Genomic DNA, 15,010 nt, shown 5'->3' on the forward strand with positions numbered 1-15,010 from the left:
GACGCCTCGGCCAATCCATCGTCCGTTGCTCCGCCAGACGAGCCCGGTATCGAACCTGGCCGCACGGGCCATCCCTGATTGACCTCTCGCGGAATTTGGAACGGCCGAGGCGAGCTGCCAGCCCCGGTTTCGACGAGCAGCTTCGGCCGCGATGCGGAATGTTGCCTTCCCATTGCAACCAAAATGTCCGCCATGCATTGCAGGGCACGGCGGAAATCCGTCTGCAAGCCTGACGCATGGTTTCGAGAGCGGTGCAGGACGCCAGGCGGATAGGGGGAAGGTGGGGCAATGACGGAATTGGCAAACATCGATGGCCCGATCGAAATCGCCGCCGACGCAAGGCTGGCGGCGATCGTCGATTCGTCCTTCGACGCCATCATCAGCAAGGACCTGAACAGTATCATCACCAGTTGGAACGGAGCGGCTCAGCGCATGTTCGGCTACGCTGCCGGGGAGGCTGTCGGCCGATCGGTGCTGATGCTCATTCCCGACCATCTCAGGGACGAGGAGGCCGACATCATCGGTCGGGTTCGCAATGGCGAAGTCGTGGCCAGCTATGAGACGATCCGGCGACGCAAGGATGGTGGATTTATTGCCGTCTCGCTCACCATCTCGCCGATCAGGAACGCATCGGGCGAGATCATCGGCGCTTCGAAGATCGCCCGCGACATCACCGCGACGAGGGAGAGCGAGCGCCGGATCCGGCTTTTGCTGCGCGAGGTGAACCATCGCGTCAAGAACCAGTTCGCGGTGATCCTCTCGATGATCAGGGAGACGAGCAAACGCTCGACCGATCCGCGCGAGTTCGAAGAGCTGATCCGCTCCCGCATCATGGCGCTGTCGCGGTCGCACGACCTGCTGGTGAACTCGGATTGGGCGGGTGCCAGCCTCTTCGACCTGGTCCAGGAGCAGCTCAAGCCATTCGGCCGCGAGGAACAGGTATCGCTCTCCGGACCGCTTTTGACCCTGCAGCCGAACGCCGTGCAAAATCTCGGCATGGCATTTCACGAGCTTGGCACCAACTCCTCCAAATATGGCGCGCTGGCAGGCGATGCCGGGCGGCTTGAGATCACCTGGCAGATCGGCAACGGTGTTTCGGGAAAGCGGGAAATCCATCTCGTCTGGGACGAGACGATGCCGGTGTATGAAGGGAGCCGGCGGGACGATGGCACGCGCAAGGGTTTCGGTACCGTCGTCCTGGAGCGGGTCGCGCCGCAGTCGCTGAACGGATCGGCGGTCCTGGAACGCGGCCCGGGCCATCTCAGCTGGTCGCTGACGGCGCCTTTGGAATCGATCGTCGTTCCGCCGCTCGGCGCCGAAATCCCTACTGCCGACACCGAGCCGTCTTTCAGCCCTTGAGGTCTATTCAGCACGGGGCGCGGCTTCGGCCCCATCAAAGCGAGGGCGAAGGTAAACCCGACCGCTGCGAAATGCCCCCGAAGAAACTTGCCAGCGCCTCGGCGGTCTGCGGCGGGTTCTCCTCGGGAAAGAAATGTCCGCCCGGCATCGCCTGGCCGCGCACGTCATCGGCCCAGCCGCGCCACAGCGCCAGCGGCCCGCCTTCACCGGCATACCAGTCCGCGAGAGCGCCCTGGCCGCTCCACAGCGCCAGCAGCGGGCAGCGGATGCGCCGGCCGGTGGCCTTGTCCGAACGGTCATGCTCGCGGTCGAGCATGGCCGCCGCCCGGTATTCCTCGCAGATGGCATGGATGTGGGAAGGCGCGCGCAAGGCATCGATGTAGGCCCGCCGCACCTCGGGCGGAAACACCGAGGGCGATGAGCCCCAGCCGCTGAGCGCATTGTCGACGATCGCCTCGGCGGCACCTGCCAGGATCTTTTCCGGCATTGGCTCGGGCTGTGCCAGCAACGACCATGGCCAGTAGCCCAGCGCCAGCCTGTCGTCGGCCCGATCCCAGGCATCGGCCGTGGGCACGATGTCGAGCACGGCAAGCTTGTCGATGCTGTCTGGATGATCGAGCGCCATCCGGTAGGCGACACGCCCGCCGCGATCATGGCCGGCGACCATGAAGCTTGGGAAGCCGAGCCTTGTCATCAGCGCTACCATGTCGGCGGCCAAGGCGCGCTTGGCATAGGGCGCGTGATCGGGAGCCGATGCCGGACAGGAACTGCCGCCATAGCCGCGCAGATCGGCGCAGACGACGCTGAACCGGCTGGCCAGCATGGGCGCGATGTCGCGCCACATCAGATGCGTTTGCGGAAACCCGTGCAGCAACAGCAGCGGCGGCCCGCTGCCGGCACGCAGCGAGAATATGACGGCATCGCCGGTGTCGATCTCCCCACTTTGAAAGTCATCGAACATGGTCGCCTCCGGCACGCGCAACGGCCGGCGAACGGATTTGGTTGCAACACGCGCCCGCGGGGAAGCGGCCAACCTTTTTCCTCGACATGCGTTGTCTCTGTGAAGGGAAGGCCGCCGCGGGCGGCCATCAAAGGAATGGAGGCCCGGGATGAGAATTCTCGCGATCGTACCATGCGGCCTGATGCTGGCGCTGGCGGCGCCGGCGGCTGCCCAGACCGACCAGCAGGACGACAGCACAGCGACCGACCATTGCCGTGCGCAGACGGAGCAAGGTGCAAAACAGCAGCCCGGGCAGCAGCCCGACAGCGGCAATTTGACGGAGAAGCTCACCGATTGCGGCGGTGTGCTGAAACCGCCCCCCACGGGGGATCAGGGAATGGCCGCGCCGGCGCCCGACGAAGGCAAGACGCCGGTGATCAAGCCCGGCGACGTGCCGCCCCAGCCGCCGAAGCAATAGAGGCAGGGCTCGCCGGCAGTCTCGCCCGCCGGGGGCCCGCGACGGTTTCGCCGTGGCAAGTTTCCCGGTCTCGATCAACCGACCTTGTCGGACCGGCCGAGTCTCGACGCACCTCTACCGAACCAGCACGCCGGCGTGGCTGCAGAGTGCAACGAACGCCTCCTGCGCCTCGGCGGCACCGGCATTGCTTTCCAACGCTGCCTCGACCTTTTCGCGCGCGGCCTGGTAAAACGGGCCGCGTTTTGCCTGCGGCCAGTCGATGAGGATTTCGCTGGCATCCTTCAGTGTGGCGACGTCGCGGATCGTGTCCGAGCCATGCGGCTTGATCCGTATCGGCGTGGGCAGCATCAAATCGGACATGTCCTGTTTCCCGCTACTGGAGGAGTTTTGCTTCGCGCGCGGCGTCGATCATCGCCCACATCGCCTTTTCCGGCGGCGTCCAGCCATCCAATGCATCGCGACAGCTGCGCAGCGCCGCCCGGTAGCGCTGGCCCTGGCCGGCCGGCCAGTCGCCGAGACATTCCAGGCCTTCCCAGGCGCTGCGGACGACGCGCTCACGCTCGGGGGCGAATTTCAGGCGGATGGGTCGGGGAAACATCTTGTCGTTCAACGGTCGTCTCCGTCATGGGGGCGCCGGATAACGCCGCCAGCAGGGGTGGGTTCCCTGCCCGGCAAAATCAAATTTCACTCGACCGCATCGATGTCCGACAGCGCCCTCGGCGTCGGCGCTTCGGCGTCTTGGGCCGCCGGCCGGTCATGCTCGAACTGTTCGGTGCCCGGCAAGGCATGCAGCCAGGTCTCGCGCCTCGAGGTCCACAATTCATATTCGGGCACGAGATCGGTCGGCGCGATGTCGAGGCTGCCGATCGCCACCTCGGCCTCGTTGTCGTCGACCCAGGCGACGCGGCCGCCGCAGGTCGGGCAAAAGCTGCGCGTGCCGTAGCTGCTGATGAGGCCGGTGGTCTCGAAGGCCTCGCGCGGCCAGATGGCAAAGGCCGAATAGGCCGATCCGCCGGCCTTGCGGCAATCCTTGCAGTGGCAAAGCCCAATGCGGAGCGGCGCTCCCATGACCGAGAACTGCACGCCGCCGCACAGGCAACTGCCGGTCCTGCGTATGGTGTCGGACATGGTCGTGACCTCCGTTTCTGTCAGCCCGCGGCGCTGCCGGCCGGGCGGGACAGATGCTCGTCCATCGGCTCATCCGAGACGAGCCCCATCCCGATCCGTCCGGCCATGCTTTAGCCGCGGGCCGCCATATGGGCGTCGAGCTTCTTGCGCGATGGACCGTAGCGTTTGATGATGGTCTGCGCCTCGCTTGGCGGAATGCCGTATTTGCGGGCAAAGGCAGCGACCTCGTAGGGCTCTTCGCTCGAGACCAGCTTGCGGTCCTGTTTCGTCTTCGACTTGTCGTCAGCCATCTCGGGCCTCGCTTTCTGTTGTCGGGGAAACGCGCGGCCGTCGGCGCCCGATCCCGCGTTCAACAGGACATAACACAGATCGGCGCCGCGGGTTCCACAAGCACGACAATAAGGCCGGGCGGTTTCCGACCCGCCTGGTATCAGGCCGAGGAGCGCCTGGGGCCGGCGTCGGACGAGCGCTCGCCGTCGCACTCGGTGCATGCTGCGCTGACGCTGGGGCAGCCGCGCTGGTGCGTACCGGCGGGGCAGCAATGGCCGTTGGAACTCGTCCAGCGCGGACACTGGAAGACCTGGCCGGCGCCACCGCAGCCGCTGCATTGCAGCGCCGTCGACCGGACGCCACGGGACTTTGCTTTGAACCCGACGCTTGTGCCCACTTCAACCCCACCCCGAATAACTGCACCGGTATACCTGTGCATTAGCCCCAGCTAACTATAGCATTTTCGCGGTTACCAACAAGTTTCATGATTGCGGGATGCTGGAAGGACCGTCGGCGCCGAATCCGCCCTCAGGCCGGCTTAAGGCGCATCGCGGCGAGATCGGCCGGCAAACCGAAAATCGGTTTTTGCCGGCACGGTGCATGGATTCAAAGAGGCACCTCGGATAAGTCGGCTTCCAGACAAAAATCTGCCCAGGGGTGTCGGACCTGGCGTCGGTCGCGCGTCCTTGGGTCGGAACCCATTGCAAACCTGGAGAACGACCATGCCGTCGCAAATCACACAGTCGCAAATCACCCAATCGCCGTGGCAGACCGCGGCACTTCTCATCGCCCGCCTGATCTTCGCCGCCGTCTTCCTGATGGCCGTGACCTTCAAGTTCATGGGCATGGAGGCCACCGCCGGCTACATCGCCACGGCCGGCTTCCCGTTTCCGCTGTTCCTGGCCTGGTGCGCGGCGATCCTGGAAGTCGCCCTGGTGCTGTGTTTCCTGACTGGCGCCTTCTTCTCGCAAGCCGCCCTGGTGGCCGCCGCCTATGTGCTGTTCCTCGGCCTTGCGTTCCACGGACCCAGCCACTGGGCCGGTAACCAGGCCGAGTTCGGCTTCTTCGTCGACCATTTTTCCTTCCTGGCCGGATTGCTGTTTGCCGCCGTGCACGGGCCGGGCAAGGTGCTTTCGCTCAATCTGGGATGGCCGGGCAGGGCTTGAGGCGAGGGATCACAGCTGGTCGTTGTAGGGCTCCTTCACCTTGCCGACCATACGGGCGAGTTTTGAAAAGGAGGGCATGTCGGCCTCCGGCTGGCACTGGTTGGCGAGTTCCAGCAGCCGGATTGGAAAATTGATGGCATCGCGGCTGGACGCCGACATGCCTTCGGATCGCTCCTGGCTGGTTTCGCTGGCTTCGGCCTTGCGCAAGGCGATGTCGATCTCTTCAGCCGTCAGTATGCCTTTTCGAACCAGGACGTGGTTGATCGATGCGACGGCCATGAGCAGGCCTTCGAGTTGCAGGTTGGCGACGTTCATGGCGATTTTTCCCTCCATTGATCCAGTTGAAACGCGCCAGCGGCGTTTCCGATCCGGAAGGCGGCGCGGAACCGGTCTATTCCTGCGTCAGGCGCTCGCCATATTCGCGCCACAGCGCCTTCACCTCCAGGCTGCCGAGGCGCGTGACCGAAGGATCGCCGCAACTGATGGCGACGGCGCTGATGTCGTATTGGGGGTAGGCGTGGGCGACGAAGCGGATCGCTTCGCCGAGCGAACGCACGCGGATGATCGGATCGGCTTGGCCCTGGCCGGTGCTGCGCACCCCGGAAACCGTGGCCGATGCATGCCGCATCCTGAACACGGATGCCATGGCTGGTCTGTCCATCGTCCTCTCCCACAAGGCCGCGCGACGGGAATCATTCCATAAGCTTCCGCTAATGATTTCACGGATGCCGGCTCATGGCCAGCCGGCCGGAGAATTCCACGGCTTGCGGGCCCCGGTCGGGCAGGGGGGTCGACCGAGATAGGAATTTTTCTCAGAAAGTCGTTGACGGGGTGAGGGCAGCTTTGCCTTCCAGACGCTGAACCCTGTGATCGGTACCGACGACATTGTCCTGTCGTTCTATCAGTCCGACGACACGGTCGGGGGTATTCGGGACGCCGCGCAGGGCATCATCGACCAGGCCCAGGCAGCGGCCAATGTCGCGGCCGAGGCCATGACAACGGTGATCGATCCGCAATTCGCCACGCTTGCGGCGGCCCAAGCGTTTTCGCCGGTTATCGCCCCGACCTACATCCGCACCGCGTTCTACGACAGCCATCAGGTTGCAGGCAGCGGCGCCGTTTACCGCAGGAACGCGACCTCGGCCGGGGATCTGGTGATCACCCTGAGCGATGGCGTGACGCTGGCGGGGTACACGCTGGCAGACACGCCGCTTGCTTCACAGAAAGGCGCTCGTAAGAATAACTCCAATGACGATGCGCCGGCCGTGCAAGCGGCACACGACCTGGCGCTGGGCGGGGTCAGGTTGCCAGCCGGTTCCTACAAGATGGTGCCAGGTTCAGTCTCGCCTTTCACCTTCGGCAATTTCCCTACGGTGAACGTCTATCGTGCGGTCGCTCTAACTGCGGACAACGTCACTTTCAATGGCCATGAGGCGGTATTGCACGGTGTGAGCCGGGCCAGCGCTATCGCGGCGGATGTCCAGCCGGTCTTCTCGACCGACAAGAACATGATCGTCGGCGCCCGGAAGAACATTACGTTTGACAGTCTTACCTTCGACCCTGAAAATAATTCCGATGCAACGAACAGCAACCAACGCTTTGTCTATGCGGTCGGCGTCGACGGACTGAGGTTTCTGGATACTAAGAGCGGTTCCAGCGGCAACCGGCGTGGCTACTACGCCCACATCCAGAACAGCAAAAATGTGCAGGTTGACGGACATCGTCATCAGAAGGTGACGGGCGGCTTCAATGTTCGCTATGTCGATGGCTTCGTGATGACGAATTTCCTTTTCGAAGATTTCTCGGAAGCGATCGATCTCGACGGTGCCAGCCAACGTGTTGTCATCCGCAATGGAGTGTTCAAGTCGACCGCGCGCGTGAACCAGTGCATCGACGTCAACGATCAAGTCGATGCTTCGATCGGTGATTTTTCAGTCAACAACACTGGAAACATCGTCACAATAAACTACAAAACGACGACGCCCGATACGTTTGCGGAATATGTTGCAGGCACGATTGTCAGGAATTTCCAGGTTGGGAAGCGCATCCTTCTGTCAAACATCTCGGGTTCGGCGGTCGGCTCAGCGGCCACTCCGGCTTTTTACATCGGGTGGGATTGGTCGGCAGGGAATCATGCCGGTGCGGCCCCGGTGCAGGACATTACCCTGCAAAACATTGTGCTCGACGATCACGGCTACTTCGATATTCGCGAGGCGGTCAACCTGAAGCTCAAGGACATCACCTCCCGCCGGGCGCAATGCGGCTTCAACCATGCCGTGAACTGCATTTCGGCCGCGTCGAATGCCGATCAGATCGCCTGGTCTGATCTCGACGTCGATATCGACGGACTACGCATTGAGGCATCTGACAAAGGCGGCCTGAATATTTCGACACCTTCACAGGCAAAGGTTAGGCGGCTGATAACGCGGGGAAACAACACGCTTGGTGGTGCACTTACGGATCTAACAATCACGGGGCTTGCCACTCGTGCCGGACGCGCTTCCGTCGACGAGTGCGATATCGGCGGTAACGTGGTGTTGAACGGCGACAGCACCGCCATAGCGGCTTGGGCTGGTGACACGATCTACAAGCGCAACGCTATTGTGACCAACGGCGGGAATTTCTATCGCGCGACAGCCGAGGGGAAATCGGCCAGCAGTGGCGGGCCAACCGGAACGGCGCTTTCTGTCACAGATGACGGCTCGGCATCGATTGCGGTGTGGGCGGCGTCGACCGTTTACACTGTGGATGCATTGCGATCGAACGGTGACGCGTATTTCATCTGCGTGACGGCAGGCACTTCGGCGGTTGCAGGTGGTCCGGCTGGGACAGATCATAGGATCGCCGATGGCACTGTGGTTTGGCGGCCATTTGGTGGCGCGGTGAAGTGGGAATATCTGCTTTATCCATATTCCCTTAGATGGGGGAAAACCAATCACGTCAAGGGAGTGGTTACACTCCAAGGTGACGCGCAGAAGTACATATTCGGCGAAAGCATCGCCGCTCAGCTAGGCGATTATGCTGCAACCGGGTTGATAAACAAGGGCGTGTTCGTAGCGCGTCGCCGTGGCCGGATTGTTCGGGCCAGCTACCAAGCGACTGCCGATGCTGCCGCCGATGCGGCCAATTATCGGAATCTGATCTTGCGACGCTTCCGGGCAGGTGCTTCGGCAAACGTGTCGACCATTGATACCAGCGCAACAGGGCTGACGGCGCTCGTCATGCGCGACGGCGCTGTTGCTGCCAACTCAGCCGGCGCTGACCTGGAGCCGGGCGACGTCATATTCGTCAACTCAAATTCAGTCGGCGCAGGCAGAACTCTGATAGGGCTTTGCGTGACAGTTGAGTTCATTGAGTTTTGACGCCCGCAATCGGGACCGCCGGTCGGCAAGCACCGAAGGCGCTTTCAACGTTGATCCACGGGCGGCGTGCTTGGCGATCACCACGAGGACCATGTTTGGCGGGCCCACGTAGCGCTGGCCGGCAACTTAATTTGGAGGGCGTCGGCATCTTGCGTTTCACATGACAATAATGAAGGTGTTTATTGCACGTGTCGCCAAGAATCGAAAAGGCGTTTCGAATGCGGCCCATTCGCCAATTCTGGTTCCCAAAGTTGCTCTTTCTTGCCCCGGTGCTCTTCTTCGCGGTTTCTCGAACCGACTATGCGAATTATGCCTCGTATGCCTTGGAAGGTGATATCGTCGCCTACTCGAGAGATTTCGCCTATGCGACAAGAGCAACGTTCCTAGTCTATATGACGGCTGTGGCGCATGAACCTGTGTTCATCGCCATGCATTGGCTATACGCCAACCTAGGGTTTTCGATTTCTGACAGCATGCTAGCCAACAGCATGGTCATGGTCTCAGTCTACTATCTTTACTCGGTCAGACAAAGCGATAGCGTAGTCCTTGGTGCGATATCGGCTGTCGGCCTGATCATGCTGCCATGGTTCGAGCAACTGGGCCAAAACACGTTGCGTCAAGGGTTTTCGCTTATCTTCATTCTCGCGTTCTTCCTCGCGATTAATGATTAATGACGGCAAGAAATACCGAGCCATCCTCTTTGCCGCCTTGGCGATCGGCAGCCACTATAGCGCTGCTCTATTCGTTGCGATCTATGTCTTGGCAGATTTTGTTCCACGTTCAGGAAAATTGATCGTTGGCGCAGTTACCTTGATTTTCGCGGGTTACATTACAGATTTTGTTCCTGATATTTCGAATGTAATAATTACTCCGATTTTGGCGCAGGCTGGCCTATACACTCAGTACTCCTCCGACATGTTTATGAGCTATCGAATAGGGTTCAAGGCGCTGTTTTTTGCCTATTCGTTAGTCCAATGCATCGCCAGTGTCTTATTGATTAAGAGGGCGGCAAAGAAGTCTGATGAGCGCTTGGGAAAGTATTGTGTCCTCATGACTGTTATATACATGTTGGCGAGCGGACTACCTTACTACAACCGAGTCGCCATGATGCCGATGCTTTTGCTGCCGGTGGTGCTCGTGACGCTGTATGCCCGTATAACCGCGCCGCGCCGGTTTTTTCGGCAGACCGATCCGCGTAGTGAAACTCACTCGTCCAGTCGTTGGCAAGGCGCCTAACTCATATCCACGGCTTGCTCAGTTCTCGCGCTGCCCTTCGGTCTAGCCTAATCACCGCTTGAGCATCGCTCTGCGCATCGATTGAGGTGCTGTGGGCTGCTTTCTCGTGTCGCATCTCTTCGACCGTGAAATCCTCTATCGGCCCCGCAGAACATATTCAACCTTCAAGGAACCATCACCATGGACCAACCCGCGCCGGCGCTTGCGACCGTTCTCAAATCGGACGGCGGCCGGGCAGTGACGAGGGCTTGCGTGCAGCACCTGCTCTGTTGTGCTCGATGCGTGCGGATCGTCATTGCCAGCCAAGAAAGTACCAGGCGACCGTCCACGCAACTGAGGCATAAAGGGTCACCGAAATTGGCAGCACGAGGAGCGAGCCAAAAGAACCCGTCCAGCGAAGTTCGCATTTGAGACTACGTAAACTGCCAAATGAGCCCGGATACCGATCCGATCGCAACGGCAGCCGAAATCATTCCAAGCGATGAAACAGGCTACGGAAAGCCCGTCCTTCAGCCTTGAGTAGATGGCTGAGGCCGTGGCGCATAGCGCGAGAACAACAAGCACGAAAGATATTGCTGCGATGCGCCTCACTACGAGCCCGGCAGGTTGCGTCCGGCCGCTGCGATTTTGCAGGCGTCGGTGATCGCACCTTGGACGTTGTCCGTCATCTTGCCCCTCTCTCCTCAGGATTTGCGTCCTGACCAGAACACCACGGCCATGCCCTCCAGTATGGCTGCGCCAATCAACGCCATGATCCTCCGGTCCATCCCTGGCCGGGACATGTCGTGAGCAAATCGAACCATCGTGTCCACCTTCCCAGCCTAGCAAAAACCGATCCGAAAGGAACCATCTCCATGGACCGCAACTTCGCGCGGGCGCTTGCGCTCGTCCTCAAATCGGAAGGCGGTTGGTCGGACAATCCGGCCGATCCCGGCGGCGCCACCATGAAGGGTGTCACGCTCGCGAACTTCCGACGCTACGTGAAGGCCGACGCGACAAAGGCGGACCTCCGCAGCATCGGCGACGCGCAGCTTGCCACGATCTACCGCCGCTTCTACTGGGACGCCGTGCTCGGCGCCGAACTGCCTAATGGCGTCGACTTTGCCGTGTTCGATTTCGCGGTGAACAGCGGGCCTGGCCGGGCGGCGAAATATTTGCAGGCGGCCGTGGGCGTTGCCCAGGACGGCCGGATCGGACCGGCGACCCTCGCGGCAGTCGAGGCAAAGCCGGCCGGCGTCATCATCGATGCGCTTTGCGATGCGCGGCTGGCGTTTCTCAAACGGCTGCCGACATGGGCAACATTCGGGCGCGGCTGGTCCGATCGCATCAAGTCGGTGCGAGCTCAAGCCCTGCTGATGTCGGCGCAACGTCCCGCGGCACCGGTGGCCGCATCCGCGCCTGTTCCGTCATCGCAGCCACCCAGGGTCGAAACGTCCGCTAATGGGGCGCCGACGGATCAGCCCGGGCCGCCTTCACGGCCATCCGGCGGCAAGACGGCGGCCGCGGCCGGCATTCTCGTCCTCATGGCCGGAGCGCTCGCGGCCTTCTGGCACCACGTCACCGGTTTTTTCGGGAGCATCTTTTGATGGCATGGTTCAACACCAACGCGCTGCACAATCTCCTCAACACGCTGATCGCCATCATTTGCGGTGGCGCCCTGGTCGGCTTCGACTGGACGATGTTCGGCGTCACCGATCGCACCGCGCTTCAGATCAGCGGCGCTATCGCCCTTGCCAAGATCGTCATCAACGCCGTGCGTGACGGTCCGCGCGGTATGGTCGCGCCGCCGGCCAAGGAGACATGAGATGGGAACGCTCGCACTGCTTGGCCAGGTCTGGCCATATCTCCTTGCAATAGGTGCCGCGCTCGCCGGTCTCTGGACTGCCTACGCCAAGGGCAAGGCCAGCCAGAAGGCCAGGCAGGATGCCGCCGACGCCGCGGCCCGCACTGAAGCCCAGAAGATCGACGACGCCGTCGCCGGCCGGACGCTGGACGACAACCGGGGGAGGCTGGGCAGATGGTCAAAATCATAGCGCTCTCGCTCACGCTGGCCGGCTGCACCACATCAGGCGGGTCGTTCTGCGCGGCCGGGCATCCCATCCGGCCGACACAGGCAGAGGTGGCGATCCTTTCCGCTGCGTCGGTGGCGGCGATCCTGGCTCACAACGAAAAGGGCCAGAAGCTCTGTGGATGGAGGCCGTGATGAACGATCTTTTCGACCTGCTTGGCATCAAGGGGCCGGTCGTCGCGGCGGGCCTTGCCGGCGGCGTTCTGCGGGCGCTGTCGCGGCATCGCTACAAGCTGCGCGAAATGGTGGCCTCGCCGATCTGCGGCGCGCTTGCCGCGGCCTATCTGACGCTGCCGGCGGTCTCCTATGCCAGGATCACCGGCCTGCCGATGCCCGATCCCGCCGACGACACCACCACGCTGGCCGCCGCCTTCCTGATCGGCGTCTGCGCCATGTGGATCTCGGACGTCCTGTTCGAGTTTGTGGTGCGGAGATTCAGGCCGGCGCCAGAGGAATAGCTGCTGGCTCCGGCCGCACTTTTTGCCCGCCTCGGCTCACGCCGGGCGGGCTACTTTGCGTTTCGGGCGGCCTCCAGCGCCGGGGCCAGCCAGCGCGGCCCAAATGAGAGGTTGTTGATGACCAGAAGCTGCAGGCAGATGATGACGAGAACGGCCGCGCGCGCCATCCAGAAGTCGAGCGCACGCGGCGCTGTCGTGCCTGGAGAGAGGAGCGTCGATACTCCTGCTCGATCTTGATGCTGCAATGGCACATAGCTATACTTTTTCGTAAGCTTCGATGTTCGGGCTGTTCGTCAAACCGGACTATGTGATTTAAGCGCCGCATGGCGGGGATAGATGGATCCATGGACAACTGGGTGCCGGCGGGATTGCCTGCCGCCGGCGTCGATTCTCCATCGCTTTTGTCGAGTCTAATCCGTCATCCCTTGTATTTGCTGGCGATTTTGTGCCTGATGCAGATATTGTGCTGGACGGTGATGCCCGCACTTGTCAACGTCTCACCGCCCAACGATGTTGTCGAAGGCTTCATGTGGGGCCGCGAATGGGTGCTGTTGACCTACAAGCATCCACAGCTTCCCGCATGGCTGCTCGAGACCAGCCATCTTCTGACCGGATCGTTCCGCTGGCCGCAATATTTCGTGGCCCAGCTGATGATCTCGGCGACTTTCGTCCTGGTCTATCTGCTGGCCCGTGACCTGATAGGGCAGAAGCGCGCGCTGGCTGCCGTGCTTTTGATGCCGTCTCTCTATTTCTTCGGCTGGCCGACCCCGCAGTTCAATCATGACTACGCGCAGATGCCCTTCTGGGCCGCTATCTGCTGGCTGTTGTGGCGTGCAGGGCGTGGTGGTGGGCCGGGCTGGTGGCTTGCGCTCGGACTCGTATCGGGCCTCGGGCTCTACGCCAAGTTTTCCACCGGCCTGCTGTTGCTGTTCGGCGCGATCTGGCTGTTGTCCGACCCGCGGGCACGCAGTCGGCTCGCCACGCCTTGGCCATGGCTTGGCCTTGTGGTTTTCGTCGCTGTCGCCGCGCCGCTGGCCGTCGAAATCAACCGCGTCGATTTCCTGCCGCTGACCTATGCCGCCTGGCGCGATCAGTGGGTGCTGGCCCATCGTTCCCGCTTTTACTATATCGGCGTCCAGATGGCTGGGCTCTGCGGCTTTGTTCTGGTGCTCGCGATATCAGGGCTGCTGCGGCGCTCGGCGGCGCCGCAAGAGCCCGTTGGGCGTGGTATCCTCGTCTATCTCTTGTGGATGGGGCTTGCCCCGGCGCTCCTCGTCATGGTGGCGTCCCTGTTCACCGGTGCAGGCGAGGCCTGGGGCGCGCCGATGTACAATCTTGCTGGCGTTGTGGCGCTTGCCTTGCTGGGCCACCGCCTCGGCACCGTCGAGATGCGAAAGCTGGCGATTTGCGCGTTCGTCTGCATTATCGGCATATCTGGTGCTTATGCGGGGATCCGCTGGACGAAATGCAATTTGCGTGGACGCATGGACGCCGTCTGCTGGCCGGCGCGGCAGATATCGGATGAGGCCGAGGCCGTCTGGCACGCGGCCGCGCCCGGTCGGCTCGACATCGTCGGCGGCCATACCCTTATCGCGTTGCTGGCGGGCCTCAATGCCTATGACAAGCCGTCGATCTTCACCGACCTGAACATGCGGTACGCCCCCTGGATCACCAAGGAGCGGCTGCGCGACCACGGCATACTGCTGGTCTGGCCTGGGCGCGACGTGCCACCCTATCTGCAGGCGTGGCTGGGTAGCGTCCCGGTCAAAACCGTTCTTTTCGACTGGTCGCTCAGGGCGCGGCCTGTGGCGGTCAGCTTTGCCGCCATACCGCCCGGCGCGCCGCAATTGCCGAATGCGATCGACAGCCTCGCCCAAACGAGCAACTGAAGCAGGTCGGCGGTCCGCTGGACGAAGCAAGAGACAATGCCCATTTATGGGGAGATCCAACTTGCTTTTGCGCAATTCCAGACGGAAGATCGCTACACGCTTTCCCCGGAATTGCTTTTGAGGAGACGTGATATGGCGACTTCGACCGAACGCGCAGTCCTTGCCGGCGGCTGTTTCTGGGGCATGCAGGATTTGATACGGCGCTATCCCGGCGTCATCTCCACGCGTGTCGGCTACAGCGGCGGCGACGTGCCTAACGCCACCTACCGCAACCATGGCACCCACGCCGAAGCCATCGAGATCAATTTCGATCCGGCCAACATCAGCTATCGCACACTGCTGGAGCGCTTTTTCCAGATCCATGATCCGACGACCCGCAACCGGCAGGGCAACGATGTCGGGCTGAGTTACCGCTCGGCGATCTATTACACCAGCGACGAACAGAAGCGCGTCGCCGAGGACACTATCGCCGATGTCGATGCCTCGGGTCTGTGGCCGGGCAAGGTCGTCACCGAAGTGGCGCCGGTCGGTCCCTTCTGGGAAGCCGAGCCTGAGCATCAGGACTATCTGGAGAAATATCCTAACGGCTACACCTGCCACTTCGTCAGGCCGGGCTGGAAGCTGCCGGTTCACGAAAAAGCTGTTTCGTAGGATTT

The 15,010-nt window shown here is 61.9% G+C and carries 20 protein-coding genes; 13 read left to right on the forward strand and 7 right to left on the reverse strand.

The window, feature by feature from the left end; all coding sequences use genetic code 11:
• Nucleotides 1-288 precede the first annotated feature (288 nt).
• A complete protein-coding gene (locus tag NKH03_RS24130; RefSeq protein WP_352970972.1) occupies nucleotides 289-1,359 on the forward strand; it encodes a sensor histidine kinase in 1,071 nt (356 codons plus the stop codon).
• Between the two features lie 34 nt (nucleotides 1,360-1,393).
• Here the strand turns inward: NKH03_RS24130 and NKH03_RS24135 are convergent, their stop codons facing one another.
• Nucleotides 1,394-2,320 carry an alpha/beta fold hydrolase gene (locus NKH03_RS24135; RefSeq protein ID WP_352970975.1) on the reverse strand — a complete coding sequence of 309 codons (927 nt, stop codon included), beginning with the start codon at nucleotides 2,318-2,320 and terminating at the stop codon, nucleotides 1,394-1,396.
• Nucleotides 2,321-2,468: 148 nt separating this feature from the next.
• On the opposite strand from NKH03_RS24135, the gene NKH03_RS24140 reads away from it, so the two are divergent.
• Complete coding sequence (locus NKH03_RS24140; RefSeq protein ID WP_352970978.1) at nucleotides 2,469-2,777, forward strand: hypothetical protein; 309 nt, start codon at nucleotides 2,469-2,471, stop codon at nucleotides 2,775-2,777.
• A 114-nt stretch (nucleotides 2,778-2,891) separates the two neighbouring features.
• On the opposite strand, the gene NKH03_RS24145 is transcribed toward NKH03_RS24140, so the two are convergent.
• The 4 genes from NKH03_RS24145 to NKH03_RS24160 all read right to left on the reverse strand — a co-directional run bounded on the left by NKH03_RS24145 (nucleotide 2,892) and on the right by NKH03_RS24160 (nucleotide 4,195).
• The gene (locus tag NKH03_RS24145; RefSeq protein WP_352872642.1) at nucleotides 2,892-3,137 is read right to left on the reverse strand and encodes a DUF982 domain-containing protein; all 246 of its coding nucleotides are present in this window, start codon (nucleotides 3,135-3,137) and stop codon (nucleotides 2,892-2,894) included.
• A 13-nt stretch (nucleotides 3,138-3,150) separates the two neighbouring features.
• On the reverse strand, nucleotides 3,151-3,387 hold the full coding sequence (locus NKH03_RS24150; RefSeq protein WP_352872643.1) for a DUF982 domain-containing protein: 237 nt from the start codon (nucleotides 3,385-3,387) through the stop codon (nucleotides 3,151-3,153).
• Nucleotides 3,388-3,461: 74 nt separating this feature from the next.
• The gene (locus tag NKH03_RS24155; protein WP_352883054.1) at nucleotides 3,462-3,905 is read right to left on the reverse strand and encodes a GFA family protein; all 444 of its coding nucleotides are present in this window, start codon (nucleotides 3,903-3,905) and stop codon (nucleotides 3,462-3,464) included.
• Nucleotides 3,906-4,015: 110 nt separating this feature from the next.
• A complete protein-coding gene (locus NKH03_RS24160) occupies nucleotides 4,016-4,195 on the reverse strand; it encodes a DUF3606 domain-containing protein (RefSeq protein WP_024501602.1) in 180 nt (59 codons plus the stop codon).
• A 702-nt stretch (nucleotides 4,196-4,897) separates the two neighbouring features.
• Between NKH03_RS24160 and NKH03_RS24165 the strand changes: the two genes are divergently transcribed.
• Nucleotides 4,898-5,341, forward strand: a complete 444-nt coding sequence (locus tag NKH03_RS24165) for a DoxX family protein (protein WP_352970981.1) — start codon at nucleotides 4,898-4,900, stop codon at nucleotides 5,339-5,341.
• 9 nt (nucleotides 5,342-5,350) lie between these two features.
• Here NKH03_RS24165 and NKH03_RS24170 read toward each other — a convergent pair whose 3' ends face one another.
• On the reverse strand, nucleotides 5,351-5,656 hold the full coding sequence (locus NKH03_RS24170) for a hypothetical protein (protein ID WP_352970984.1): 306 nt from the start codon (nucleotides 5,654-5,656) through the stop codon (nucleotides 5,351-5,353).
• Between the two features lie 76 nt (nucleotides 5,657-5,732).
• On the reverse strand, nucleotides 5,733-6,002 hold the full coding sequence (locus tag NKH03_RS24175; protein WP_352970987.1) for a hypothetical protein: 270 nt from the start codon (nucleotides 6,000-6,002) through the stop codon (nucleotides 5,733-5,735).
• A 205-nt stretch (nucleotides 6,003-6,207) separates the two neighbouring features.
• Here NKH03_RS24175 and NKH03_RS24180 point away from each other — a divergent pair, with 205 nt between their 5' ends.
• The 10 genes from NKH03_RS24180 (at nucleotide 6,208) to msrA (ending at nucleotide 15,005) form a co-directional block, all read left to right on the forward strand.
• The gene (locus tag NKH03_RS24180) at nucleotides 6,208-8,703 is read left to right on the forward strand and encodes a hypothetical protein (protein ID WP_352970990.1); all 2,496 of its coding nucleotides are present in this window, start codon (nucleotides 6,208-6,210) and stop codon (nucleotides 8,701-8,703) included.
• 218 nt (nucleotides 8,704-8,921) lie between these two features.
• A complete protein-coding gene (locus NKH03_RS24185; RefSeq protein ID WP_352970992.1) occupies nucleotides 8,922-9,374 on the forward strand; it encodes a hypothetical protein in 453 nt (150 codons plus the stop codon).
• A complete protein-coding gene (locus NKH03_RS24190) occupies nucleotides 9,367-9,939 on the forward strand; it encodes an EpsG family protein (RefSeq protein ID WP_352970995.1) in 573 nt (190 codons plus the stop codon). Before NKH03_RS24185 ends, NKH03_RS24190 begins: the two co-directional genes overlap by 8 nt.
• Nucleotides 9,940-10,793: 854 nt before the next feature.
• Entirely contained in the window at nucleotides 10,794-11,525 is a 732-nt protein-coding gene (locus tag NKH03_RS24195) for a glycoside hydrolase family 108 protein (protein ID WP_352970998.1), read from the forward strand.
• A complete protein-coding gene (locus tag NKH03_RS24200) occupies nucleotides 11,525-11,743 on the forward strand; it encodes a hypothetical protein (RefSeq protein WP_352882792.1) in 219 nt (72 codons plus the stop codon). Before NKH03_RS24195 ends, NKH03_RS24200 begins: the two co-directional genes overlap by 1 nt.
• Nucleotide 11,744: 1 nt before the next feature.
• Nucleotides 11,745-11,972 carry a hypothetical protein gene (locus NKH03_RS24205; RefSeq protein WP_352971001.1) on the forward strand — a complete coding sequence of 76 codons (228 nt, stop codon included), beginning with the start codon at nucleotides 11,745-11,747 and terminating at the stop codon, nucleotides 11,970-11,972.
• On the forward strand, nucleotides 11,957-12,142 hold the full coding sequence (locus tag NKH03_RS24210; RefSeq protein WP_352971004.1) for a hypothetical protein: 186 nt from the start codon (nucleotides 11,957-11,959) through the stop codon (nucleotides 12,140-12,142). Before NKH03_RS24205 ends, NKH03_RS24210 begins: the two co-directional genes overlap by 16 nt.
• Nucleotides 12,142-12,465, forward strand: a complete 324-nt coding sequence (locus NKH03_RS24215; protein ID WP_352882795.1) for a hypothetical protein — start codon at nucleotides 12,142-12,144, stop codon at nucleotides 12,463-12,465. Before NKH03_RS24210 ends, NKH03_RS24215 begins: the two co-directional genes overlap by 1 nt.
• Nucleotides 12,466-12,809: 344 nt before the next feature.
• On the forward strand, nucleotides 12,810-14,354 hold the full coding sequence (locus NKH03_RS24220; RefSeq protein ID WP_352971007.1) for a glycosyltransferase family 39 protein: 1,545 nt from the start codon (nucleotides 12,810-12,812) through the stop codon (nucleotides 14,352-14,354).
• 132 nt (nucleotides 14,355-14,486) lie between these two features.
• Nucleotides 14,487-15,005: a peptide-methionine (S)-S-oxide reductase MsrA gene (msrA, locus tag NKH03_RS24225; RefSeq protein ID WP_352971010.1), complete on the forward strand. Its 519-nt coding sequence runs from the start codon at nucleotides 14,487-14,489 to the stop codon at nucleotides 15,003-15,005.
• The last annotated feature ends 5 nt before the right edge of the window (nucleotides 15,006-15,010 follow it).

Source organism: Mesorhizobium sp. M1406 (assembly GCF_040317555.1).
In the GTDB taxonomy this organism is placed as follows: Bacteria; Pseudomonadota; Alphaproteobacteria; order Rhizobiales; family Rhizobiaceae; genus Mesorhizobium.